The sequence below is a fragment of the Flavobacterium sp. genome (assembly GCF_004211145.1).
GTDB lineage: Bacteria > Bacteroidota > Bacteroidia > Flavobacteriales > Flavobacteriaceae > Flavobacterium.
Genome location: NZ_SEBS01000023.1, coordinates 1 through 24,453, shown reverse-complemented (window position 1 = coordinate 24,453; position 24,453 = coordinate 1). Strand labels below are relative to the sequence as shown.

The 24,453-nt window shown below is 48.8% G+C and carries 19 protein-coding genes and 1 tRNA gene; 5 read left to right on the top strand and 15 right to left on the bottom strand.

Annotated features, from left to right (window positions below; genetic code table 11):
* Positions 1-176 precede the first annotated feature (176 nt).
* Positions 177-1,103: a DUF58 domain-containing protein gene (locus EOO50_RS11525; protein ID WP_290840252.1), complete on the top strand. Its 927-nt coding sequence runs from the start codon at positions 177-179 to the stop codon at positions 1,101-1,103.
* Positions 1,104-1,189: 86 nt separating this feature from the next.
* A tRNA-Asp gene (locus tag EOO50_RS11520) sits at positions 1,190-1,263 on the top strand.
* Between the two features lie 307 nt (positions 1,264-1,570).
* Here EOO50_RS11520 and EOO50_RS11515 read toward each other — a convergent pair.
* The 12 genes from EOO50_RS11515 to EOO50_RS11460 all read right to left on the bottom strand — a co-directional run bounded on the left by EOO50_RS11515 (position 1,571) and on the right by EOO50_RS11460 (position 18,292).
* Positions 1,571-2,116, bottom strand: a complete 546-nt coding sequence (locus tag EOO50_RS11515) for a hypothetical protein (RefSeq protein WP_290840250.1) — start codon at positions 2,114-2,116, stop codon at positions 1,571-1,573.
* 153 nt (positions 2,117-2,269) lie between these two features.
* Positions 2,270-6,847: a PQQ-dependent sugar dehydrogenase gene (locus tag EOO50_RS11510; RefSeq protein WP_290840248.1), complete on the bottom strand. Its 4,578-nt coding sequence runs from the start codon at positions 6,845-6,847 to the stop codon at positions 2,270-2,272.
* Between the two features lie 323 nt (positions 6,848-7,170).
* The gene (locus tag EOO50_RS11505) at positions 7,171-8,481 is read right to left on the bottom strand and encodes an APC family permease (RefSeq protein ID WP_290840246.1); all 1,311 of its coding nucleotides are present in this window, start codon (positions 8,479-8,481) and stop codon (positions 7,171-7,173) included.
* Between the two features lie 50 nt (positions 8,482-8,531).
* Positions 8,532-10,283: an amidohydrolase family protein gene (locus EOO50_RS11500; RefSeq protein ID WP_290840244.1), complete on the bottom strand. Its 1,752-nt coding sequence runs from the start codon at positions 10,281-10,283 to the stop codon at positions 8,532-8,534.
* Positions 10,284-10,454: 171 nt separating this feature from the next.
* Entirely contained in the window at positions 10,455-10,934 is a 480-nt protein-coding gene (locus EOO50_RS11495; protein WP_290840242.1) for a RidA family protein, read from the bottom strand.
* Between the two features lie 29 nt (positions 10,935-10,963).
* Positions 10,964-12,319: an MFS transporter gene (locus tag EOO50_RS11490; protein ID WP_290840240.1), complete on the bottom strand. Its 1,356-nt coding sequence runs from the start codon at positions 12,317-12,319 to the stop codon at positions 10,964-10,966.
* Positions 12,320-12,331: 12 nt separating this feature from the next.
* Positions 12,332-13,270, bottom strand: coding sequence for an NAD-dependent epimerase/dehydratase family protein (locus EOO50_RS11485; protein WP_290840239.1), 939 nt, complete (start codon positions 13,268-13,270; stop codon positions 12,332-12,334).
* 6 nt (positions 13,271-13,276) lie between these two features.
* Positions 13,277-13,792, bottom strand: a complete 516-nt coding sequence (locus EOO50_RS11480; RefSeq protein WP_290840237.1) for a nuclear transport factor 2 family protein — start codon at positions 13,790-13,792, stop codon at positions 13,277-13,279.
* Between the two features lie 11 nt (positions 13,793-13,803).
* Positions 13,804-14,562 (bottom strand): hypothetical protein, encoded by a 759-nt coding sequence (locus EOO50_RS11475; protein WP_290840235.1) that lies wholly within the window; start codon positions 14,560-14,562, stop codon positions 13,804-13,806.
* Positions 14,563-14,726: 164 nt separating this feature from the next.
* Positions 14,727-16,616, bottom strand: coding sequence for a histidine kinase dimerization/phosphoacceptor domain -containing protein (locus EOO50_RS11470; protein WP_290840233.1), 1,890 nt, complete (start codon positions 16,614-16,616; stop codon positions 14,727-14,729).
* Between the two features lie 4 nt (positions 16,617-16,620).
* Positions 16,621-17,361 carry a LytTR family transcriptional regulator DNA-binding domain-containing protein gene (locus EOO50_RS11465; RefSeq protein ID WP_290840231.1) on the bottom strand — a complete coding sequence of 247 codons (741 nt, stop codon included), beginning with the start codon at positions 17,359-17,361 and terminating at the stop codon, positions 16,621-16,623.
* A gap of 136 nt (positions 17,362-17,497) precedes the next feature.
* Positions 17,498-18,292 carry a hypothetical protein gene (locus EOO50_RS11460; protein WP_290840229.1) on the bottom strand — a complete coding sequence of 265 codons (795 nt, stop codon included), beginning with the start codon at positions 18,290-18,292 and terminating at the stop codon, positions 17,498-17,500.
* Between the two features lie 283 nt (positions 18,293-18,575).
* Between EOO50_RS11460 and EOO50_RS11455 the strand changes: the two genes are divergently transcribed.
* Positions 18,576-20,753: a T9SS type A sorting domain-containing protein gene (locus EOO50_RS11455; RefSeq protein ID WP_290840227.1), complete on the top strand. Its 2,178-nt coding sequence runs from the start codon at positions 18,576-18,578 to the stop codon at positions 20,751-20,753.
* A gap of 166 nt (positions 20,754-20,919) precedes the next feature.
* On the opposite strand, the gene EOO50_RS11450 is transcribed toward EOO50_RS11455, so the two are convergent.
* Positions 20,920-21,420: a DUF456 domain-containing protein gene (locus EOO50_RS11450; protein WP_290840224.1), complete on the bottom strand. Its 501-nt coding sequence runs from the start codon at positions 21,418-21,420 to the stop codon at positions 20,920-20,922.
* Positions 21,421-21,492: 72 nt separating this feature from the next.
* Between EOO50_RS11450 and EOO50_RS11445 the strand changes: the two genes are divergently transcribed.
* Positions 21,493-21,972, top strand: a complete 480-nt coding sequence (locus tag EOO50_RS11445; protein WP_363331752.1) for a hypothetical protein — start codon at positions 21,493-21,495, stop codon at positions 21,970-21,972.
* Between the two features lie 174 nt (positions 21,973-22,146).
* Here EOO50_RS11445 and EOO50_RS11440 read toward each other — a convergent pair whose 3' ends face one another.
* Positions 22,147-23,280, bottom strand: coding sequence for a glycosyltransferase (locus EOO50_RS11440; protein ID WP_290840222.1), 1,134 nt, complete (start codon positions 23,278-23,280; stop codon positions 22,147-22,149).
* Positions 23,268-24,209, bottom strand: a complete 942-nt coding sequence (locus tag EOO50_RS11435) for a lysylphosphatidylglycerol synthase domain-containing protein (RefSeq protein WP_290840220.1) — start codon at positions 24,207-24,209, stop codon at positions 23,268-23,270. The genes EOO50_RS11440 and EOO50_RS11435 overlap by 13 nt, the downstream gene beginning before the upstream one ends.
* Positions 24,210-24,229: 20 nt before the next feature.
* On the opposite strand from EOO50_RS11435, the gene EOO50_RS11430 reads away from it, so the two are divergent.
* A partial coding sequence (locus tag EOO50_RS11430) for a crossover junction endodeoxyribonuclease RuvC (RefSeq protein ID WP_290840218.1) occupies positions 24,230-24,453 on the top strand: 224 nt, incomplete at its 3' end.

The window sequence follows — 24,453 nt, the reverse complement described above, 5'->3', positions numbered from 1 at the left end:
AGTTAGTTTAGGAATCGGGTGGAATGCACTTTCGCTCGTGGTTGTTTGAAAAGGTCGGTCGTGGTAGCCGGCCTTTTTTATTTAAGATTGAGATTTAAGATTTTAGATTTGTGATCGGAGGAAAAAATCTGAAATCTTAAATCTTAAATCTAAAATCACCGCTTATCTTTGAAGTTATGAAGATCGAGTCACAAATAGAAAAAATTTCGAGTTTCAAACACCTCGAATTGCTCGCGAACCAAATCGTGGAAGGTTTTATCTCGGGCATGCACAAGAGTCCGTTCCATGGATTTTCGGCCGAATTCGCCGAGCATAAAACATACAATTCAGGCGAAAGCACCAAGCACATCGACTGGAAACTGTTCGCCAAAACCGACCGTTTGTACACGAAGCGCTACGAAGAGGAAACGAATTTGCGTTGCCATTTGATTATCGACAATTCGAGCTCGATGCATTACCCGAAGCTTGAAAACGGAGAACCTTTTTTCTATAACAAGATCGGATTCTCAGTTCTCGCGAGCGCGGTGCTGATGAATTTGCTCAAGAAACAGCGCGATGCGGTCGGGATGAGCGTTTTTTCAGACTCGTACGAATATTTCGCGCCTGAGAAGGGAAGCGATCGCCATCACCGGATGTTGCTTGACAAACTAGAAGGCTTGCTCGACAATTCGAAGACGGCCAGGCAGACCGATCCGGTCACGTATTTGCATCAGATCGCCGAGAAAATGCACCGACGTTCCATGATCATCCTATTCACCGATATGTTCCAGGACGGAGACGACGAGAAACTGTTCAGCGCGTTGCAGCATTTGAAACACGACAAACACAAAGTCGTACTGTTCCATGTACTCGACAACAAGACCGAATTGGATTTCGATTTTGACAACGCGCCAAGGAAATTCATCGACGTGGAATCAGGAGACGAGATCAATATTTTTGCCGACAACGTGAAGGAAGCGTACGAAAAGCAAACGTCGGCCTATTTCAAAAAGCTCGCGATGACGTGCGCGCAAAACAGGATTCGCTACGTTCCGGTAAATGTCGGTCCCGATTTCGAAAAAATTCTCACGACTTACCTTGTTGAGAAGCAGGCGTTTGGTTAAGACGCGAAAAATAAGTTCATTTTTTTTGGTTGAAATGTTTGCAGGATTCAAAAAGCACACTATATTTGCAACCGCAATTAAGCGAAGGTTTGGTAGTTCAGTTGGTTAGAATGCCGCCCTGTCACGGCGGAGGTCGCGGGTTCGAGTCCCGTCCAGACCGCGAAAATTGGGAGAAGCACTTTGGAAACAAAGTGCTTTTTTGCCCAATTGAGGTTCGAGGAATTTAACAGTTCTTCAATCAACCTTCAAAGCAGTTGTGTTGTTTCGACGCGAAAGCGTCAGGTTTAGTAGTTAGACCAATGAAAAGCTTTCCACTTTTGTGGATAGCTTTTTTGCATTTTGGGAGGTTTGTGTTTTATTGGACATAAAAAAGCCTCCCGTTTCAGAGAGGCGTTTCTTAAGCAAATTGTTCCTTTACGACTTCGCAAATAATCACTGTCGGCGCTTTTCATAAATTATTTGCGATCTTAGCCGCTCACCGAATTTATCTTGAGTTTTTTAAACACTTCCTTTTTCCTTACATCTAAAATCGCGTCGATTTCCTGCCAATTATTATTCGTCGTATTGAATTCGAGTTTCTCCCAAAATTTAGTTTCGTCCGCCAGTTGCAGTTTTCTTAAGATTTCAATTTTCGCCTTGATTATCTCAATAGCTTTTTTCGGGTTATGATGTCCTAATTCACGAAACAATATCAGATTGTCCTTCCTATACGAAGTTAGATTTTCTTTGTATTTCGAACTCTCAAAGTAGGGAAGAACATGATTGATAAGATTTCGGCCGATGTAGTTCGCGAACAATTCGTACTCTTTGGTAATTTGAGAGTAATTCCTAATTCCCGGGACAATATTTTCAATGAATACTCCTGAGATCGGTTCGTAATTTTTCACAAGGACATCGGTATCAAAAACTGAAATTACCGCAATTTCAGTTTTTAATGAATTCGACGTTCCGCTCCACGATCCCCGACTATCGAGATGGATCATATGGAAAACGTCATTGCTTTGGCGCATCATTTTTCGTCCATACTTCTTGAATCCAAAAGGCGATAGGTCGGCGTAAATTATATTCTCAATTTCCTTTTTCGCTCGCAATAATTCATGTTTTTCTATAGGCTTGTAAAATTTTAAATCTTCCCAATTCATAATTTCCGATGGTAATTTTTACGGCTAACGCTTGATTACGCGCAACGTCTTCACCGACGAATCATTTGTCACGATCACCGTGTACACGCCCGAACCAAATTCTTTCCCGAATTGTCGCGTCTCGATCTCAGCAGCGGCAAATTCGCCTTCTTCGACTATTTTGCCGAGCATATCGTAGATTTTTACGTTTACGGTTCCTGCTTCAACATCCATATCAAGTGCGAACGATTCGGTGTACGGGTTCGGATACGCGATCGCGCGGAATGCCAATGTCGGTTCGGCATCATTCGCGTCCGACGTATTTCTAGTCGCACCCGGAGCCGTAATCGTGCAATTCTCGCCAAGGTCGGACCAACCTCCCGCCGTCATCACGGCCACCGAAACCGAATACTGTGCGCCCGCGACGTAATTCGGAACATTGTTGAAATAAAAATAATGCGTCGGGCGATCCACGATCGTCGTCACTGAAGTCGCCGCATTCGTCAACGAGAAACGATACGAAGTCACGCGGTTTAAACTCGTCGTCGCAACCGCTGAATTTGCGTTCGAAACAACGCCGCCGCAATTCGCAAGTGTCGGCACGGCCGGAGTCGTAACCATGCAAGGTTGTCCGTAATTCGAGAAATTCCCGTTGGTTTTCACGGCAACTTCGATCGCGTAGGTTCGTCCGTACAAATACGATTGCAGCATCGTAAGCGCGAACCAATGCACGCCGCGGTCAAGCGTCTGCTGTTCGTTGGTCGACGTATCGGTGATCCTGAAACGATAACCCGTCACGGCCTGTAAACTCGTCGTGGCGATGAGCGTGCTGATCGCAGGCAAAACGATTCCGCATTGGGACGGCGTAACCGATGCCGCTCCGCCGCTGCCCAAGATCGCAGGCGTCGAGACCAGACACGATTCTCCATAATAACCTGCCCATTGGCCGTTCACGCGAACCATTATTGAAATGGAATATGTCGTCGCATAATCATAATTCGCCAAAGCCGTCAATTGAAAGTTAGGCGCGACGCGATCGATGGTCTGCACGTTTCCGGTCGCCGTATTTTCGACCCTGAACCGATATCCGTTTACCGGGGAAACCAAATATACCGCTCCGATAACGGTATTGATCGCTGAAAGCGTAACGCCGCACTGAGCCGTCACAACCTTCGAATAATACGGCGTTCCGCAAATCGTTGAGGTAACGCTCAACGTTTCGGTATCGCTTCCCGCGTCATTGCTCACCGTATACGAAACCGTTTTTTGCCCCACGGAACTGTACACTACCGTATGCGGACCGATTCCCGTCGCGGTTGCAGGCGTAGCGTCGGTGCCGAAATTCCAAACATGGCTTTCGGCATCGCCCGTCGCATTGGACGTAAACACGACTTCGCCATTCACGCAAGGCGTAACCGAACTTGGCGTGAATGCCGCGACCGGAGCTTGAAGCGCGAATTCAAAATCGATGTAATTCACGTTGATATCGTTCGATTCGAACACGATCCTGAATTCCGACAAACCTTCGTGCAAATGCAAACCATTCACGCTGACCGTTTGCCAGTTTTGGAATCCGCCCGTGTTCGGTATCGCAATCGGGCCCGGAATGTCCACGCCATCTTGTTCCAAATGTAAAGTGCCGTTGTTGAGCGGCGTGCTGACCCTGAAATGTATGTTGTAATCGCCGTGTTCCGACACGAACGTCGTGTATTCGAGCCATTCGCCGTTTTGCACCCAACCGACGTTGAACGTACCCTCAGACGCGGCCTGCAAATCGACATCGTCCTGACGGAACGCATTGCCGTTGTTCCCAGCCGACAAATCGTGATACGCGATTCCTTCGCCATCCAAATCATATTCCTCGATCTCGACGCGACCCGGAATTACTTTCGGTGTGCCGCCGTAAGGCGACTGAGGCGTTTCCTCGCAAGTGTTTGATTGGATCGTGCCGCTTTTCGAGTCGCTTCCGAAGCCGTTCGATGCCGTGAGCGTGATTGTTTTTTCTCCTTCGGTCGAATACGTTACCGAGTGCGGTCCGATTCCCGTTGCGCTCGAAGGCGTTGCGTCCGACCCGAAATTCCATTCGTACGAATCTATCGTACCCAAGCTTACCGACGTGAACGTCACGGGCGACCCGATGCAAACCAGTTGCGAACTCGCTTCGAAGTCGGCGATCGGTGCGCCATTTTGGGACGACGACAGCACGAACTCGAATTTATTGACGTTGATATTCGCCGATTCGAAATACAATTTGATGATATGTATTCCCGTCGTGAGCGAAACATTCTGGATTACGGCCGTTTGCCAGGCTTGGAATCCGCCCGTGTTTTGGATGTTCACGTCGCCTGTCACATCAACGCCGTCGACCTCGAAATGCAAGACGCGATTGTCTGCATTCGTCGCGATTCTCACGTTGATCGTATAATTTCCGGCCGTGTTCACGTTCGACGTATAACTCAGCCATTCGTTTTGCGCGACCCAGCCGATGTTGAAACCACCTTCACTGCAAGCCTCCGTTCCAACGGTATCGCCCGGACGGTACGCCGTGTCGCCTCCGTTATCCGTATCGAAATACGCTCCGATGCCGATATCGTAATTCTCGGCCTCGATCACGCCCGGAATTTGCGCGACGATTCCCTGATACGGCGCTTGCGATAAGTCGGTTGCCGTGTAAATTGCGGTATACGTGATATCGTTATCTGCGGGCGCCTGAAACAACTGATTCGCCGCGCCGCCGTGCTGCCAATGGTCGAAATCGTAACGCGTATTCCCGACGAATTGGGGTGTCGGCGCATTTAGCGTTTGCAAATTCGCGTTGGCGACGCCTTGTCTGGAGGTCGGTGCGACGCCTGTGACCTGGTTGAGTTCGAGCGTCAATCCGGTGGGCGAACTGTCGGCGGTGACATTGATCAGATTCGGATGTACGTCGACGAAATCAGTTGCCGTCAAACCGTTGCTGTCGGTGACCGTAACCGTGAAACGATACCAGACGTTTGGCGTTTTTTCACCTTGGTTGCTCGCGACAAAAGTACCTGAACTCACGCCCTGCGGACTCGCTCCGGGATGTGAATGTCCGGCTCCGGGAATGTCTTCGTGGAACAGGTCGATGCTCCAGGAAAATGCGCTTGCGGGTAAGTTTCCATCTTCGATATCGGTCGCGGTCGCTGAGAAATTGATCACGTCGTCGGCGTTCCAGGTTAATGTCGGAAGCGGTAAAACGATATCAACCGTCGGCACATTGCTGAAAGGCGTGACGGTCAAAACCGCGGTATTCGAAGTCACGCTGCCGAATGCGTTTGTCACGACACAGGTGTAATTTCCTGCGTTGGCCATAGTAACGGCTGGAATCGTATATGTCGCCGAGTTTGCGCCCGCAATATCTTCGCCCCCAAACTGCCATTGGTAATCGATTTGTCCCGCGCCACTTACATCGACCGTAAAAGAAGCCGGATTCGTTTCCATAACGGTCAGCGAAACCGGCTGGTTCACGATAGTCGGCGCGGTTTCCTGAGTGTAATTGAGTTTGATCAAGTCGCCGTTGTTGCCGTAGCTGCAATAATAAATATAACCGTCGTTGCCGACCATCATGCCGAGCGCGAATTGGTGAGGCGTCGTGTATACGACCGTCGACGGCGGATTTGGTTGTTGCGTCCAGTCGAATTGTCGGATCTCGGCGCGCACATAATCCTTGATGACGAATTTGTTGTTTAAATCGGGATATCGAATCACCGACGGATTGTACAAAACGCCGTTCGTAAGCGCATTCCCGATACTTCCCGTCGCATACGTAAAAATCGGATTGGTGAACAAAGTCGTTTCGGTTTGGATGCCGTCGCCACCTTGCGGATGTCCCCAACCGTAATTTCGGATCGCGGGATTTGAAATTTCATTGACTTCTTCCCACGAAGTCCCGACGTCGAGCACGAACAATTTATTCGCGACCGCATTCGGCACCAAACGCCATGGATTCCTAAAACCGTACACCCAAATACTTTGTCTTTGCACCGATCCCGAACCGTAAAACGGATTTCCGGGCGCGGGAAGTCCGTCTTCGGTAATGCGTAAAATCTTGCCTTTGTACGTATCGAGGTTCTGCGAATTCTGGTTGTTTTGGCTGTCACCGACGGTAATGTAAAGATAACCGTTGAAGAATTTCAGGTCGCCTCCGTTGTGGAAACCGCCGCCTATCGGCTCTAGCAATAAAATTTCGGTTCTCGCAACTTCCTGGTTCGCGGCATTTACCTGGACGCGTTCTATGCGATGGCGCACGATCCCATTGTCGATGATCGAATAGAAAACGTACACGTAGCCGTTCGTCGCGAAATCAGGATGCAGCGTCAAACCCAAAAGGCCTTGCTCGTTGTTCGTCGTCGTGGTCACGGTGAACGCGGTCGAGACCGTTCCATTTTGGTAGACGCGCACGAGACCGGCGCGTTCGGCTATGAAAATCCGTCCGTCGGGCGCTTGCTCCAATGAAAGACCTTCTTTAATGATCTCAGTAGGAGTGAGGTTTTCGGCTGCATATTGGCTGCGTGATTGCCATGAAAAACCGAGTAAAACAAATAATGCGAATGTCCGCAGCGTACGCATTTCAATGAGGTTAGAGAATAATTGTCTTTGCATAGATCGATAGTTGGATGAGGTTGATTTTAGTTGTGTTCATTGTTTACGATGCTCCGGTTCGGACATAAAAATCCCATTGCAGAGCATCGAAATGTCTTTTTGTCGCGTGTCTCAATAAAAAAGGTAGGGATTTTTTCTACGAATATGTCGTAAAAGAACGCTTGTAACCGCTCGCATTTTATTTTGACCGACTAACCAGGTCGATCGCGCTCGCTTTTACTCGAATTTCACTCAAATATAGAAAACGAAACGCTAATGCGAAAGAACTTCGCGTCGGCTTTTTTGAAAATTTAAGATTTCTTAATCAGTGTGAGCGAGGAAATTTAGGATTTTCTGGGTTTCAAAATTCGGAATATCGGATACGAAACCACGAGAATCCCGACGCAAACTAAAAAACTCTGAGTGTCGCTATACGCAAACCCGACTAGCAGCGCCAGCGAAAACGCGACGAGTAAAATCGCCGTATACGGATAACCCCAAGCTTTGTATGGTCGGATGAGGTTCGGCTCGGAAATCCTCAATTTGACGAGCGAGCAATACGCCAATCCCCAAACGATGACCGCCAGAAACGTCGCGAGCGCGAACAGGATTTCAAACGAGCCGACGATGATCAACACAAGCGTAAAGAGCGACGAGCACAGCAACGCGACAATCGGAGTTCCGCCCGAATTCACGCGATCGCCTTGCTCGATGAAGTATCCGTCGCGGCTTAGTCCGTACAAAATCCTGGGCGGAATCATCAAATACGCATTCAATATCCCGACGATCGAAAAAATCGCGATCAACGTCACGATCGCTGCTCCGTCTTCGCCGAACACGACTTTCGCGACTTCGGCGGCGGCCAACGGTGAATCGGCGAGTTCGCGAATCGGCAACACATGGAAGAACGCGATGTTCACCACGACGTAAATCGAAATCACGATAACCGCGCCCGTGTACAGCGATCGCGGAATATTCCTCGATGGATTTTCGTCTTCCTCGGCGAAGAAACACACGGCATACCAACCGTCGTATGTGCCCAACACCATCTGTAAGGATTTGAAAAACCCGATTAACATTCCGGCTTTCATCGCCGTCGGATCAGGTTCTACTTTTGGGATTTCGACTCCGGCCGTCATGAAGCACGCGACGATCAACGCGACGAAACACAGTACTTTTATGACGCTCGTGATTTGTTGGACGACGCTTCCGCTTTTCACGCCCGTGCTATGCAGAATCGTGAAGCCCAACAGGAACGAGACCGCGATCACCGTCGTTTGCCCTTGAACCGATGGCAGCAACATCGCGATATATTCGCTGATCACGATGCAAAAGAAAGCGGGCGCGATTGCGTTCGTGATATAATCGAACCAACCTGACACAAATCCCGCGTAATTCCCGAACGCCCGTTTAATGTAATTGTATGAACCGCCCGCTTTCGGGATCGATGTGGCGAGTTCGGCGTAAGCGCCTGCGCCCATCAAAATATACAGGCCGCCCAAAAGCCAGCACGACAAGATCAGCCATTCCTGGTCGAGCAATGCCGCGATTTCTCCGGGAGTGCGCAAAATGCCCGCGCCTATCGTTCCGCCCACGAGAATCGCGATGCCGAAGCCGAGCCCGAGTACTTTTTTGAGTTGGTTGTCGTTTGTCATGGTTGTCCGTCTGTTCGGTGGATTTTTAGCAGTTTCTTCGCTGCCCGATATCATTGAATGAAATACACCTTTTTGATTTTTCCGTTTTCGACGATGTACATCGCGACGGCTTCGACTGTTTGCGTTCCGAAATTCACGCGTTCCTTGTCGATGATCGTGTTGCCTTGTACGATTCGGCCGAGGATTTCGCAATGCAGATCGGGTATTTCGGCAAACATTTTAGCGTAGGTTTTGCGCATGCCGTCTTTGCCTTTCCCAATGAGTTTATCGGGATAATCGTAGAGTTCGACATCGTCCGAATATGTTTCGAGGAAGCCTTCGATATTCCTGAAATTATACGCGTTGAGTTGGCGCTGTACCAATTCTTCAGGCGTTTCGGGCAAAATTTTCGACGGTTCGTGGACGATGCCGTGATGGAACACCCGATTGATTTTCGTGAGGTTTTCGATGTTGTCGACGGGATTCGCATCGAGCAGGATCAAATCGGCGGTTTTGCCTTTTGTAATCGATCCGAATTCCTGTTGTTTGCCGAGTACTTTCGCCCCGTTGATAGTCGAGGCTTCGATGATTTTCCAATTCGACATTCCGGCTTTTTTCATAGCGAGAACTTCATCGAGATACGAAGAAGCGTGAAGTGTTCCGATGTTTCCCGCGTCGGTTCCTGTCGCGATGATAACGCCCGCGTCTGATAATTTCTTGAGGTTTTTTTCGCAAATTTCAGTTTCCCGTCGGCATTTTTCGAGCGACTTGGGTGAATTAGCATGCTTCTTATAATCGCCGATCAACGTGCTGTCGCGCAATTTCAAGTGTTTCAGATCGAGCAGCGAACCCAATTGAAACGGATCGCCTTCGCGCAATTCATGGATGTTTGTATTGCGATTTTGTGCGAAAGTCAAATCGTAACCCGATGCCACGACCAGCGTCGGGCACAAAATGACATTTTTGGCTTTTATGAGTTTCACGAAATCATCGGTGAGCAGTTCGTCCTCGATGCCGTGCACGAGATAATCGGCTCCGTTTTCGACCGAGAGTTGCGCGGTTATTCGTTCCGTGGCGTGGACGGCGACTTTGATGTTGTGCTTGTGCGCTTCGTCGATTATGGCTTTTACGACGGGCAGGTATTTTCTCGCGCCTGCTTCAGGATCCAATCCATCGACTTTGGCGATGTACCAGATCTTTACGAAATCGGGCTTGCGCGTGAGTTGCTGTTGCAGCATTTTCTTCGCGTCGTCGACGGTTTTGACCAAATGGAAAGGCTCGTCATCGTTGCGGTTCCGGTAAACTTCGGGTTCATATGTCGTGAACAGCGGCCCGGACATATAGATATTCGGCGCGAATTCATCGTCCTTGAATTGTTCTTTGAGTTTGAGGAAACTAAACGTCGAACCCGGATCGATGACCGTCGTGATGCCGTTTCTCAGATAGCGTTTGAGTTGGCTTTCCATCAATTCTTTGGCGCGCGCGATTTCGTTTTCATACGGTTTGGCTTCCTGCAGGTTGATCGCGTCGGGTCTTGTGTACAGGCCGCCGTTCTGGAAGAAATGCACATGGGCGTCGACCAATCCGGGCATGAGGAATTTGCCCTTTCCGTCGATTTGGGTCGCGCCAGGCGGAACTTTGAGCGAACCGTTTCCGATTTCGGTGATGATTTCGTTTACTAGTACGACTGTTTTGTTCGGGATAATTTTGTGTCTTTCCACGTCGATCACCGTCACGTTCGTAATATACGTTTGGGCGCAGAGCGTCGTCGAAAACAATAGGAATAAAATGCCCTGCACGGCATGCGAAAAGTGCGGCTTCATGATGCTGTTGTTTGCTGTTTGGTAATTCGGGAAAAAATGGGTTTCGTAAAGAACGCTATTTTTCTGATTTGTAAGGAATTGAATAGGAATTATTTTTCTGATAAACGAAGCCTGCCGGGTCGGTTACCACACCCGACCCTTCGGCAACTACGCACGATCATCGCGCGATTTTTATAGTTTGTGCACTTCGAGTTCGATCTCGATCATGAACTCGGGAAGCGCCAATTCTTTCACGCCAAGCCATGATCCGGTTGGGAATTGTTTCTTGTAAATTTCATTGCGATATCCCGATTGCTTGAGGAATTCCGGCATATTGGTCGTGAACACGTTTTCGACCACGACATCGTCAAATGTGCAGCCGTAATGCTTCAACACTTTGTCTAAATCCGAATAGCAATTTTTCATCTGTTGCGCCAAATCGCCTGTAGCGGTTGGGCTTCCGTCGTCGTCCATAGACACGGCTCCCGAGATTTTGATGTCGTTCCCGATTTTTACGGCGTGCGTGTAACCGTAAGTTTTTTCAATTTCAGGGCGCAAACTAAAATATTCGGCTGTCTCTACTTGTGCTTTGATTCCGGATTTCTTTTCACATCCGATAAGCAGCATCGAAACTGACAAAAGAATCGGCGCAAACGTGTTTCTCGTTTTCATAATATTGGTTTTAACGGTTAAAAATTTAGTTAAGGCATCGCCGGGATCGACAGTATTTCAGCGTCATGGCGTTCGAATTCCGCGATGCGCGAAACCTGTCTGTCGACGTTCAGGAATTGGATGCCGAGCCATGCGATCGCAATCAGGACCCCGAAAGAAAGAACCACATATTCCCAATCGAACCTGTTCGTAAGCGGTCCGACGAGTGATGCTCCGGCGATTCGTCCGATGTTCGATATCGTCATGAACATCGTAAACTGGCTCGCCGACACTTTTTTCCAGCAACATTGCATGGCCGTCGCAAAAATCCCGATCGTCGTGAACGTATTCAGGATTTGATATAAAACCATGTAGCCGCTTATGACCGCTCGGTTTTGCCAATAGGATTGCATCAGGAAGAACGTCGAAATGAACACGATCTGCAACGCGAGATACACGTTGAGCATTCTCATCTTGCCGAATTTGTCGATCAAGATCCCACCGACCAACATGCCGCCGAGCCCGCCCACGAGCGTCGCCGTTGCGTTGAAATTCGAATACGTCTGATCAGTCCAGCCCAAATGTTGCACAGTGAAAATCGGCAGTAGCGTATCCATGAAATTGACTGCGCCTTGTGTCATGAACGCGATCGCGGCGAACAATAAACTGTTGCGAAGGCTGAACACGCGGTACAACGATTTGAAGATCGCGCCCCAATTGTCGGGTTGGAGCTTTTTGTTTTCGGCCGACGATTCGCCTTTCGTCCACGGCAAAACCTTTTCACCGGGGCGTTCGCGCAACAACAAAGGCGCGAGCATGATCAGCCCGATGCCACACGAAAGCACGAGAATCGCGGTCGAAAAACTGTATTGGTTGAGCAGCCAACTTCCAAGCGCGAGTGACGCAGCCGTTCCCGCAATTTTAGAACCCCACATGAAACCGTTGGCGCGCGCCTGTTGGTTTACGGGAATGATGTCGATGGCCATTCCGTCAGTCGCGACGTCTTGGAAAGCGCCGAAGAATCCGACAGCGAAAACCGCCATCATCAATAATTTCAGGTTGTGCAACGGATCGGGAATGAACGCCATAGAGACGAAACTCACGATCAACCCTAATTGCCCGAACAAAACCCACGGCCTTTTTCGACCCATCGGCAAATACGTGAATCGGTCCATCATCGGGGCGACGATAAACTTGAAACTCCATGGAAGCCCGAAGGCGACGGCAAATCCAGCAATTTCTCCCGGACTTTTCCCGTTCATCGCGAGCCAGGCCGGAATCCCGAAAAGCAGCATGCCTTCAGGAATACCCTGCGCCAGATAAAGCGCGATGAAGTTTACGTATCGCAGCAACGTGTTATCCGAAAGGCTCGGAAAACCTTTTTCAATTTGAATAGATGTGTGCATCGTGAGCGGATTTTAGCTTGAATAGAAATGCAACGTTTCTTTCGCCGACCGAAATTCGACACCCAGATTGCGTTTCGCCAAATCGTTTCTGTAAATGACTTTCGCGTTATTCTTCGGGTTTTCGAGGTTTAGCATGCGCGAGATATCTGAGATCGCGTAGGTTTCGCTGCTCAGCAGATAGTTTTTCCCATGAATGTTCCTGGTCGTCGCCGATTTGTAGATCGCGGTCGCGACGTCGCGAACATCCACCATCGCGAAATCGACATCGCGGTCGTATAGCATCTGCACGAAATCATTAGGCGCGATTTTGTTCTTGAACAGGAATTGCATGCCGCCCGACGTCGAGTCTTCGCGGTCCGAAAGCGATTTCCCGATCACGAACGTGGGCGAGACCGAGCTGATCTCGAAACCCAAATCCGGGTTGTCGGCAAGAAATCGCTCGACGGTTTGGTTCGCGAGAAACTTCGCCTGGCCGTACGGATGACAATCGACGCTGTTGAATTTCTCGTCATTTTCATCGAATGTATCGTTTGGCGTTCTGTCCGCGGCCGGCATCGAGAAATTGGCGTTGTAACTCGCAACCGAGGCCACGATCACGACTTTCTCGATTCCCGATGTTTGCTTGATGACTTCGAGGAAATTGCGCGTGCCGTTCACCGTCGGGTCGAAGAGTTCGGTTTGCGGATCTTTCACGTCAAGTTGGAACGGCGTTCCCGCATGGATCACGATGTCGCAGTCTTTCACGAAATCGCGCAACGCTTCTTTGTCGCGCACGTCGAGTTCGGCGATGTGAAGTCGGTCGGCGCCTTCAAACAGCATCAAGTGTCGGTATTTTGCTTCGGTCGAAATATCGGTAGACGAAACCTTGACGTCGAAGCCATTGCCGAGAAACAGTTTGGTGACGTAGCTTCCGATAAAGCCCGATCCGCCGATTATTCCTGCCTTTTTCATGACGGTTTATTGTACGGTTTTTGTGCTGTCGGCCGGTTTCGTTGCCATTGAAGCGACGATGTCGGGCAAGACTTTCGAATTGTCCCAGTATCCGAGTTCACGCACGATCTTTCCATCGATGAAACGCGCTGTCGTGAAACACGGGATTTCATATTCTTTGCCATTTGACTTGAGCGTGGCTTTCCACAGCGCGAAGAAATTCACCCAGGTTTCGCCTTTGTCGGTCGTGACCATTTCGTATTCGCTTTCTGATGCGACGTATTCCCATTTCGAAAAGAGTTCGGCGTCTTCTTTATTTATGTCGAGCGCTTGGGCGACTGTCTTCGCGTCCTTTTTCGTGACGTTGTTGAGGATTTTTGCCGTGTCGGCGTAGAAGCTCGTCATGGTTTCCCAATCGCGTTTCTCATAAGCGGCGACCGCTTTTTTGTAGGTTTCGATTTCAGCCGATTTTTGCGTGTAACGGTCTCTTTGCGTACACGAAGCCAACGAAATGGCAACAACGAGAAGTAGTATGTTTTTCATGATTTTGTGTTTTATTTTTTAGCGAAATAACTCAAGTCCTGTTTGGCGTAACCTGACGTGACTTCATAACGGGTTGTGGCTTTGAACAGCGCGTCCATGGCTTTGGCGCCTTCGTCTCCGAGCAGTTTCTCAGTTTCATCGGACGTTTTTTGGTAATCGGCTTCGTCTTTTGCTGAAACTACGACCAGATAATATTCTTCCTCGCAACCCAAACTGCTGTGATAAATCTGGAAATATTCCTTGGCTTTGTTTTTCACGTATAGCGCGTGGACAGCTTTCATCTTTTCAGCGACAGCATCGGAAGTCGAAGGCGTCACATAAAAATAATGGTGTTTGCGGAAGTTGAGTCCGGGCGTGTTTATGGAATAGCCATCGGGCATGTAGGTCAGTTCTTTTACGTTCGAATTGATAAAACTGTTGTGTTTGTCATAACACTTGTCCATGTTCTCGAAAAGCGTTGCGAGTTTCTCCTTGCCCATTTTTTCGCCCAAAGCCTTGAACGGATTGACGTCGAGCGCAGCCAAATTCGGAATCGTGGAAACATAACGATACACGCCATTGCTCAGTCGGATCATGATCCAGTCGGTATTTTGGATGTTGTACTGTTTGCAAGCGTCGGCCAATTCCTTGGCGAGTTTGGTGTATTGCTCCTGCATGGCAGGTTTCACATGATCGTCATGTACCCAGACGAGTTGGTTCTGTGCGTTCGATTTGGCGGGAAGCAACAGCAGGAAAGCCGCCAGCAACAACGTGATTTTTAAAGTTTTCATATTTTTGTCGTATTGGTTTACAAGTAGAAACCGCGATGATTTCTGAGTCTAAGTAACTGACAACCAATTGAAATAAAAACCCGTTTAGGACGAAACGCGTCGAATCCTGTCCGAACCCGCACTTTTATTTATCCGATAAGTAAGATTTGCTGAACCGATGAAGATTACGCTGCCGCCTTCAACTTAAAACGGAACACTGTTTCGGTGCCGTTTTGTAGATGTTCTTCCATGATTCCATTGAGTTGGATCGTGAGCAAGTGTACGAGTTGTGTGCCGAAACCCGTTCCTTTTGCGGCCGAATTCGCGGTTTTCCCGATGCCGTCGTCGGACACTTTGAGCGTAAGTTCCTTGGGGTTTGTCCTGGAAAGGCTGATGGTGATTTTGCCCTCGGCGTTTTGTGGGAACGCGTATTTAAGTGAATTCGTAAGCAATTCGTTTACGATCAAACCAATCGGAACGGCCGTATCGATGTCGAGTTCGAGATTTTCCATCGCACATTCGATCCTGACTTTGTCGTCGGCATTGAACGTGTCGAGAATTCCCTCACCGAGATTCATGAAATAGTCCTTCATTTCGATGCTTCCCAAATTCTCGCCCTGATATAATTTTTGATGGATGATTCCCATCGATTGCACGCGGTTCTGGCTTTCGAGCATCGCGGTTTTCGTCTCGGAATCTTCCAGATGCGCCGACTGCAGCGCGATCAGACTTTTGACCAATTCAAGATTGTTCTTCACGCGATGGTGGATTTCCTTCATGAGCAGTTCGTTCTCGGCGTTTTTCGTCGCGAGTAGTTTGTTGGCTTGGGTTCGCGCGCGATAACTTCTAAGACCGAACGCCAGAAATGCCAACAACAAAACCACAAATCCAGCGCTTAGCCATTGCACGAGACGCTGATTCGCAATTTGCCGATTTTGCGTTTTGATCGTCGCTTCTTTTTTCTCGGTCTCGTATTTCGTGAGCATTTCGCTCATGGCTTTGTCGCTGTCGGCTTTGGCGATGCTGTCGCGCATGGCGAAACTCTTCTTGTGGTATTCGAGCGCCTTTGGATAATCGCCGAGTTTTTCGTACGTCGTGCTGATATGGCCGTAGTTTTCAGTGAGATTCGAAACGTCGTGATTTTCTTCCTGATATTTGATGGTTTGTAACTGATACGGAAGCGCCTCTTTGTAATTCCCGATCAACATGTTGACCTCGCCAAGATTCGCGGCGACGACACCAAGCGCGACACCGTAGTTGCTTTCGGTCGCATATTTCCTGGCCTGCTCGTAAGTGGCGAGCGCTTCCTTGTATTTTCGTTGTCGTTTCAGCGCATTCCCGACATTATTGGTCAGGTCGGCCAAAGTCATCTTGCCTACGCCGAGCGTTTTCGCCAAATCAAGCGAGCTCTTGAAATAAAAGTAGGAATCGTTCACCTTGTTCGCGTGGATGCTTGCGTCACCGGCGGCCACGTACGCGAACATGAGTTCGGTGGGCAGATCGTTTTTTTTGCAGAAATCGATATTTCTTTTTGCGTATCGCAGTGATTCCTCGAGACGTTCCTGACGTGCCAAATCTTCGGCGACGCGAGTCGTCGCTCCCGCAATTCCGGCCTTGTCGTCAATGGATTCCATGAGTTTCAGCGCCTTCAGGTCGGCTTGGAGCGCGTGTTCGAATTCGCCTCTTTTTTTAAGTACCCAGCCCATTTTGAAATACGTGGTCGCCTGTCCTTTTTTATCGCCGACGGCCACATAACCTTTCATCGCGCGCTCGAAATTTACCCAGGCCGAATCGAGCTCGAGCATGTTCGCATAGTTGCGCCCGAGTCTTTCATGGAATTTAGGCAGCCATTCTTTGTCTATCGTTTTTTTTGCGAGGTCGACACCTTTTCGAGCATACGTTGCGGCCAATGTAAGATCTGTCTCGGCGCTTTTGTCGTTCAACTGCGTCAGGAGGTCGAATCTGCGCGACGGTTTTTTCTCTTTTTCATAAAGCGCGTTGAGGCTGTCGAGCTGTTTGGTTTGGGCTGAAAGCGATGAAACCGAAAGCAGGATCACGAAGTACAGTTTTTTCATCGGCTCAAATGGTTTGCAGGCGTTTGAGCAGTTCGTCCTTAAGCGGTTTGCTTACGGGAATGGCTTTTCGCGCGATCACGACATGGGTTTGGGCGACTTCATCGATCTGGGAAATGTTCACGATAAACGACCGATGGATTCGGATGAAATGTCTCGGAGGCAATTTCTCGTCGAGATCTTTCAATGTCATCACGAGCAAATATTCCTTGTCTTTTGAATGGATGCGCGAATAATTGCGTTCGGCTTCGATGTATAAAATGTCCTTGATGTCGACTTTGACCATTTTTTCGTGATGTCGCACGAAGATGCTGTCGCTTAGGATAAGTGCTTGGTCGGTCGACTGGCTTTGGCCTTCAGCGGGTCTATTGCGTTCGATCTGGTTTACGGTGAGTTCGATCGCGCGTTGCAAGTCGAGTTTCTTGTACGGCTTTGAAATAAACGCGTACGGATTCGTAGCCTTCGCGCGTTCAAAGTGCGCCTCGTCAGAATTCGCGGTCAAGTAAATGATCGGGATGTCGTGCAGTTTCTGCATCTGGTACGCCATTTCGATACCGTCGATATCGCCTCTCAAATTGATGTCAAGCAACAAAATGTCGGGCTGCCGATTGTTGATATGCGCGAGCGCTTCGTCGGCCCGGGGAATGATTCCCGCAACATCGTAACCCAATTCCACGAGCTGCAACGAAAGGTTGGCCGCGATGATCATTTCGTCCTCGACGATTAATATTTGGATCGGTTTGCCCATAGCGAAAAAGGTGGGCAGCCAATACGTCGGGGCAATCGAAAAGGCCGCTGTGGATGTTTGATGGTTTGAAAATCAACGATTTCCATTTCGGCTAAGATAGCGAAAAAAGGTTTCGATAACGGGCGCGAAAATCAAATCAATCCTCGTGCGGCTTTATCATTCCGACTTTCTTGCCCGAACCGTTTTCGATGTTTCCGCCCTCGGCAATGTAAAGGTAGTTGTAGTTTTTGTCGGTGAGCATGAGTCGGTAACCGCGTTTGTTCGATTCCGACAGGCTTCCGATGAGATACATCGATTCCTCATCGACGTTCACCAGATTCCCTTTGTTCGTGATGTAATAGATGCCGTTGCTGTCGGCGGCGAAATGCACGTCGAACGCGATGTATTTTTCAGCTGCGGTTTGATCTTGCGTCTGGCGACGGATGAGCACGGGTTTTTCGACGTTGTTTCGTGAAACCGACGTTTTCGTGGCGACACCGTTCTGGCCTTTGGCGTTGTTCCAGCCGTTCGCGATCGCATTCAAACGTTGTTGGCGACCCGGATGCGTGTGCGATCCTTTTTGGGACGCCGCGATTGAGATGGCCGCCTGCGCTTCTTTCAATGTCGCGCCCATTTTGCAGAGTACGAAACCTGAGAATTCGTCCGATTCCAATTCGGTCGCGGGCCTGCTGCCGCCTTCGTCTAACGTATGTCCGTTCAAATGATGTCCGATCTCGTGCGCGAGGATGCTGATGCCGCCCCAATATGTTCCCGACGCGAGGCTGATCTGATCCATGAATTCGCCATTGTATAAAATGTATCGTTTGTTGTCGAGGATGACGGCGGCCGCATTCGGGACGTTGGCTTCCCGGATTTCGAAATTCGGTTTGAGTCCGATCACCGATATCACGCCGTTGATGACGTTTTTGGCGTGGTCGCTCGCGGGATACATTTTGACTTCGGCATCGAGATCTTCGCCATAATAGCTGCAAGGTTCGTAATCCGATTCTACTGGGCGAACAAATTTTGCGAAAAAAACGCAGTGAAAATGAAAAAATACAACGTCGATTTCATCGGGAAAAATACATTGGCAGGCATGTGTTGTCGATTTAGGTATCCATAATAACAGCGTTTATGCGGTTTTTAGTGTAAACCAGGCTTACTTTATTCGAAATGAGCCCGATAGTCAGCGAGAATCAAAAAAATGTATATTAGTAATCCAAAAAAGCAACACTATGATGAGAACTTTACTTTCACTTTTATTACTGATAAGTTTTGGATTTGTTTCGGCCCAGGAATGTGCCACTCCGCAAAACGTCGCCATCATAAATCCGACACAGACTTCGGGCAACGTAATCTGGACACAGGACGACAGTGCTTACGGATGGGAATTATTATCACTTCCAGCCGGTGCGCCCGCTCCGCTTAGCGAAACTTTTGGTACACCCGTTGCGTCCATGCCGAATTCGGTTTGGGGTTTACAATGCGGGACGACCTACGACGTATACGTTCGCAGTCGTTGCGGTGAAGATTCGGTCAGCGAATGGGTTGGACCTACGACTTTCACGACCTCAAGTTGCCAAAGCGGCTATCCGAACGCGGCCGCCTGTTTCGGAGCCAATCCGCTTTGCGATGCTTTGGACAGCCCATTCTTGAATTCGGTGGGAATGCCGAACGCTGAGACGGGCAACAATTACAACTGTCTGGCGTCGCAACCGAACCCGACTTGGTTCTATTTGCCCGTAAGCCAGTCCGGAGACATCAATTTACAGATTGAACAAAGTACGACGATCAATTTCACGAACGCGAATCTCGACGTCGACTTTATTTGCTACGGTCCGTTTTCGAATGCTACATCGAATTGCGGCGCGCTGCTGCCTTCAGACGTGATCGATTGCAGTTACAGCGCGAATCCTATAGAAGAAGTAAACATCCAAAATGCGATTGCAGGACAGTTTTACCTGATCATGGTGACGAACTTTTCGAACCAGCCGGGTTATATTAAAATCTCGGACATGGCCACGACGACGGGTGAGATTGACTGTTCGGGTTTTCGATTGAACGCGTTTCTCGATTCGAACGCAAACGGCACGAAAGACGGCGGCGAAGTCGATTTCCCGTTAGGTCAGTTCCAGTATGAAATCAACGCCGACGGAAATATCCACAACATCACGTCATCAACAGGAATCCACACGATTTACGAGGACGATCCGGCCAATCTATACGATATAAGTTTTGAAATCGACGCTGCCTATGCGGCTTCATATAATATCACGACGCCATCTTATTCCAGTGTGGCAGCGGTTCCGGGCGCAGGTCTGACCGAATATTATTTCCCTGTCGTATCGACTCAGAGTTACACCGATCTTTCAGTTTCGATAGTTCCGATGAACTCGCCAATGCCGGGATTCACGCACGTTCAAAAACTGGTATACACGAATTTCGGAAGCCAAACCGTGGCATCGGGAACAGTTTCGTATGCAAAAGATCCGAACCTGTCGATTACGACGATTTCCGAAGCGTCGGCGGTTTCGAACGCGACTGGATTCACGTATTCCTTCACCAACTTACTGCCGTTTGAATCACGCGAGATCACTGTCGATTTGCAAGTTCCGGTAATTCCTACGGTTTCACTTGGGCAAGCCGTGATTTCATCGGTCGACATCGTTCCGCTCACGGGCGATTCGGTTTCATCGAACAACAATTCGACTTTAACTGAAGTGATAATCGGATCGTATGACCCGAACGATATTTTCGAGGTACACGGCCCGCAAATCCTGTTCTCAGCTTGGGACGACGATGATTATTTATATTACACGATCCGATTCGAGAATTCGGGAACAGCTGCCGCCGTAAACGTAAACATCGCCGAAAACCTAAGCGGAATGCTTGACGAGGCTTCGGCCAACATGATAACCGCGAGCCACAATTACGTGCTCGATCGCGTGGGCGGATTCATGAATTGGACGTTCAAGAACATCATGTTGCCACCGGCTTCGCAAACCGCAACGGGAGCGCAGGGTTATGTGCAGTTCCGCGTGAAGCCAAAACCGGGATTCGTGGTAAACGATGTGATTTTGGCCCAAGCTTCGATCTTTTTCGATTTCAATCCGGCGATCATCACGAACGAATTCTCGACAACTTTCGTGGCGCAATTGCAGGCCGACGACTTCCAGACCGCCGAACTCGCGTTTTATCCGAACCCGACAAACAGCAACGTGAACGTGTCGGTCAAGAACGGTTCGATCGCCGAAATTTCGGTCTATGACATTTCGGGTAAGAAGATCATGACGAAAACATCGGGAATGAGCGTTGACGTGATCGATCTTTCGGGCGCGACATCGGGCATGTATTTCCTGGAAGTCAGTACCGATACGAACGAGAAATTCACGCGCAAGGTCATCAAGAAATAATTCAAAAGAAAATAAACAAAGAAAGCCGGTCAGTCGATCGGCTTTTTGTTTTTGAAATTTTATCTATCAGTAAAGAATATAAGTTCAGGTGCTGAAATATTCGGACTAAAAACGCGAACGCTTAGTTTTTCAATTCCTTTAATTTAAAAGTCCTCAACGCTAAAATCTAAAACAACTTCCCCGCATTCGTCCAAACAACGGCCACGAAAATCCCGAACAAGATCATGCAAAACACGAAGTTCACGAACGTCGACGCGAGAAAGCCAAGGAAAGAACCCGTCGCCGCCTTGAGCGCTCGCTTGTGGTCGGATGAATTGTAGATCAGTTCGCCGATCAACGCGCCCAGGAACGGCCCAATGATGAACGCGAACGGAATCGGTGTAAAAATCCCGACGACCAACCCGATGTTCGTTCCCCAAATCCCGTATTTGCTGCCTCCGAACCGTTTCGTTCCCTGAGCCGGAATTACGAAATCCAGAATCGTAATGATTACGGTGAGCACGAACGTGATGCCCAAAAGCCAATAATTGAAGTCGACGGCATCGGTAAAGTACAGCAGCAGCAACCCGACCCAACTCATCGGCGGGCCCGGCAACACGGGAATAAAACTCCCGATTATTCCGCCAATCATGAGCAACAGCCCAAGAATCAAAAGGATTGTATCCATAGCACGTTTTTTTTAGTATTTTTGGGAACGATTCCGTTAAAGATACTCGGTATTTTTGAGCCCTTGCAAACCATGATGAAAAATTTGACACTGCTTTTACTCCTGTCTCTGGCCGTTTCGTGCCAGTATTTTGACAAGCAGGTGCCATCCAAGGACGAGTTGCTCGAGAAGGAATTGAAGTCGATCAACTGGAACGAAGTCGATGAATTCCCGACCGTCGAAAGTTGCGATTCGATCCAGGATAAAATGCTCAACAAGCAGTGTTTCCTGGATTTCCTTGTCGCGAACATCCAGCAACGACTGAGTTCCGACACGTTGAAGGTGTTGTATCCCGACCTCGATACGATCTCTATGAAAGTCACGATATTTCCCGATTCACGCGTGAAGTTCGAACCAAAACTCAACGACAGCCTGGTCTACGGACGCGACAAGATCGACAGCATTCTCCAAGCCCGACTTTCAGATTTTCCAAAAATCAAACCCGCGCTCAAACGCGACATTCCCGTGAAGACGCAATTTATGCTGCCCGTTGTTCTTGAGGTGCGGAAATAACTTTTAATTTTATCAGGAGCTGTTTCCTGCTGTCCGTTCCAAGATTTTATCGACTTCCGTTTTGTCGCATCGCCCAAAAGGCGCTTCCGTTGGTCGCACGTTTTGGTCGGCGTCAAATACGGCTTTCTCAAAAATGCTTTCCACTGCCATCAGGGCTAGCCGATCACGTCACGATCAACGCGAAAAACTCCGGCCTTTCCACCTGTATTTCCCTATTAACGCAAAGCCGACGACCGCAACCGTAAAGAACGGATAGACCAAGGCTGCGAACACGGGAAACACAAATCTTCCTTTTCCGAAGAACGAATTCGACTTCGAAATCAACAGCCAATCGGGAATCAATTTGAGCACAAACAAGCCAAGCGGCAGTTTCCAATCGAGGAAAGTCGTCGCGGTCAAGATCACCGAAATCACCAAAAACAGATTCGCGAGGAAAACCACGATCGCCAAATCGTCGGCAAAGAGATTGTCATAAGCAGTCGCTTTCGACGCCCAACGCACGCGCTGATTGAGCAGTTCGAACCACGATTTTACGGGTTGCGTCGTGACGATCGCGCTTCGGGATTTTAAATAATGGACTTTTTCGGGGAACTGCTTTACGGCTTTCTGCAACAGGAACACGTCGTCGCCGCTCGCCATGTTCTCGTTTCCGTTGAACGCGCCGATGTCGTAGAAAAAACTCTTTTTGTACGCGAAGTTCGCCCCGTTGCACATGAACGGTTTCCTCATGCCGAAACTCCCGATCGTCGTGCCCTGCAGACTCAGGAAATCCAATCGTTGGAAATGATGCAGGACTGTTTTCTTGCCCGAATAGGCGACAGGTCCGGCAATCATTTCAGCGTTGTTCTGCAAAATGTAATCGTTGAGCGTTCGCAGCCAAGTCGACGGAAGTATGCAATCGGCATCGGTCGTGATGATCCAGTCGGATTTCACGATTGGGACGGCTCTTGAGATCGCGTCTTTTTTGGGCGAACCCGTAAGTCGGATATTTTCAAGCAACGTCGTCTGGAACAAACCGTTCGCCATGCGCCATTTGTTGATCACGTTCGTAGAGAAATCCTCAGACGCGTCATCGACGAAAATCAATTCGAACAACTCATGCGGATATTCGATTTTGGAAATGGAATCGAGCAATGCGTGCAGGTTTTTTTCTTCGGTGCGAAACGGAATGATGATCGAAAACGTGGTTGTTGGCTGCGAATTCGTCGGTTCAAACGATTTTACTTTTGGGAACGCGCGAACCAAAGCGACGATAAACCCGCCGTAAACTAAAATATAAACCAGAAAAAGTGCGGCTATTGCGACCATGGCGACTTGAATTTGACGACGTAATAACTTCCGATGCTCACCGGCAAAACTACATTTAAAAACCACATGAGCGTCGCGATGAATACGGTAATCCATTCGTTCACGCCCAGCAATCCGAAGAAATACACCGCGACGCTGCCTTTCACGGCGAAGTCCAAAAATTGGAATGTCGGCAATGAAGACGCCAAAAAATACACGCTTGTGATCGCCGACATGAGTAAAATATATGGCAGATCGACCCCGAACATCACGAACAACAAATAATATTGATGTGAAAAGACCGCGTACCGCATCACGGCGAGCAAGGTGTTTTTTCGATGGATTTTCTTGGGCAGCGAATTGATCTTATGGATGATTTTCTCAATCGAGAAACCTCGGATCGTAAAACGTTTCAACGCGAAGAAAACCAAGAACAGGCCGCAGACGACGCCAAAAATTATTAGGACAGTCTGCGCGGTTATGATGTCGAAGTGCACATTGAAATACAGCAACCCGAAGATTCCGAACAGCACGCTCAGAAACATTTGAATTCCGTTGCAGACCAAATTGAGGAATACGATTTTCCTGGCGAGCGGCTTCTCGAAGTACAAGGCTTTCGCGCCGTATTCACCGATTCCGTTTGGAGTGAAAAGCCCCGCGGTCAGGGCGCCGAGAACTTGTTTTGTCGCTTCGGGCAAAGAAATTTGTCGGATGGAGAAAACAAGGTTTTGCCATTTCAGAATTTCCAAAAACCGATTGGCGAAACTCAATAACAGAACCAAAAAAATCGACGGCCAGGTCCAATTTTCGAACGTCTCGAGAAATTGTTTCCAGTCGAGTTTGTCGTTGTTGGCCAGCGAATCCCAGATGTAATAAAAAGCGCCCACGAGCACCAAAACTTTGACCGCGGCAATCCAATATTGTTTAGCTTTGTGCGAAACCCGAATCATGGGGCAAAGAAACGATTAAATTGGCAAACGAGCGCATCATATTGGGGATCGATCCCGGAACGACCATCATGGGTTTCGGGCTCATAAAAGTGGTTGGAAAAACCATGAGTTTTATCCAGCTCAACGAACTTATCCTGTCGAAATACGACGATCATTATACGAAATTGCGCGTCATTTTCGAGCGTACGATAGAACTCATCGAGACGCATCATCCGGACGAAATCGCGATCGAAGCGCCGTTTTT